This window comes from Herbaspirillum sp. GCM10030257 (genome assembly GCF_042666555.1).
In the GTDB taxonomy this organism is placed as follows: Bacteria; Pseudomonadota; Gammaproteobacteria; order Burkholderiales; family Burkholderiaceae_D; genus Noviherbaspirillum.
Map to the genome: position 1 here is coordinate 1 of NZ_JBHTDH010000112.1, position 1,149 is coordinate 1,149.

Genomic DNA, 1,149 nt, shown 5'->3' on the forward strand with positions numbered 1-1,149 from the left:
GGAAGAAAGCGCGGATTCATGTCGACCGGTTTGAAGCGTGCCATCGTAGCTCCTTCATCGCAGATATCACTTACTCAGACAGCACAAACGTCGATTCGTTTACACCTTTTTGCACAGCCTCAACGTTCCGAATAACCAGCGGCAGCGCCGCCTGCGTTCATATACAAGTTAGGCAGCATTATCGTGTGTTTTCGGATAGGCATGAAGCGCAATACCTACGACTTGAGGCGCTTACAATCTTCTTCTTTTCGACGCGCGTCGCCAGGCGGATAGCAGGCAACGAATGTTGGAGACGTTACGCCCTTCGCCTTAAGCACTTCGATTACTTTTTCTTTCCACCGCTGCTGTCCTGAATTCGGCGGAACCTGTCTCACCTCAACGCTTTTTGCAAGACCCTGCAAGTTGTAAGTCAAACCTTGATTGAGAAAGTCCGCAACCCAGTCAAATCGGCCTAAGCGCGCTGCTTTGATGGCGACTGTAGCTTGATGCCGGTCGTGACCATTAATGTCTGCACCGTACTTCAAAAGCATTTCAATGTTTTTTTCACGGAATTGTCCGGCTGCGATCATTAGAAGATTTTCTTCGCGCGGCCCTACAAGATTTGGATCCCCCTTGTTCTTCAACAGAGCTTCGAGGATATCCAAACGATTACCGCCCGCAGCGATAGACATTGCAGAAGCTTTACTTTTGCTATCACGGTAATTGGGGTCCGCTCCCGCTTTGAGCATGTACTCTATCTTGGTGACATCTAAGGTAGTACCCATAATCCACAACAATGGCGAGATGCCGTCCACACCGACCGCGTTGACATTTACGTCTGCCTTAATGAGCTTTTCGGCGTCAGCATAATCTCCAGCACTCACCGCATTAACAAAGCTAGCCACGGACTCTGTGGGAAACGTTTCACGAACTGTCTTGCCACCAAGGCGACTAGCAGCGCAACCAGCCAAAAAAAGTATTAACACCCCAACGATAGCAAAAAACAAACATTTATGAATTTTGAGTGGCATGGTGTGCGGTCCTAACGTTTAGCTGTGCGGAACCCGGAGGGGCATAGCCGCGCAGCGGTGTCCGCCTCGAGCGCCGCGTTGCATAGCCGAAAGCTGGAGACGGAGATTAATCGGTTATGGAGATTCTATGGGGGCGTCA

General features: G+C 50.2%; 1 protein-coding gene. It reads right to left on the minus strand.

Translation table 11 applies throughout. The annotated features are described in order from the left end of the window. Window positions 1–215: 215 nt before the first annotated feature. The gene (locus tag ACFQUU_RS29300; RefSeq protein WP_382252161.1) at window positions 216–1,010 is read right to left on the minus strand and encodes an ankyrin repeat domain-containing protein; all 795 of its coding nucleotides are present in this window, start codon (window positions 1,008–1,010) and stop codon (window positions 216–218) included. Window positions 1,011–1,149 lie beyond the last annotated feature (139 nt).

Bases quoted from the DNA above. Each gene is read 5' to 3' on its own strand.
- ACFQUU_RS29300 (WP_382252161.1), bottom strand. From the start codon at position 1,010: ATGCCACTCAAAATTCATAAATGTTTGTTTTTTGCTATCGTTGGGGTG.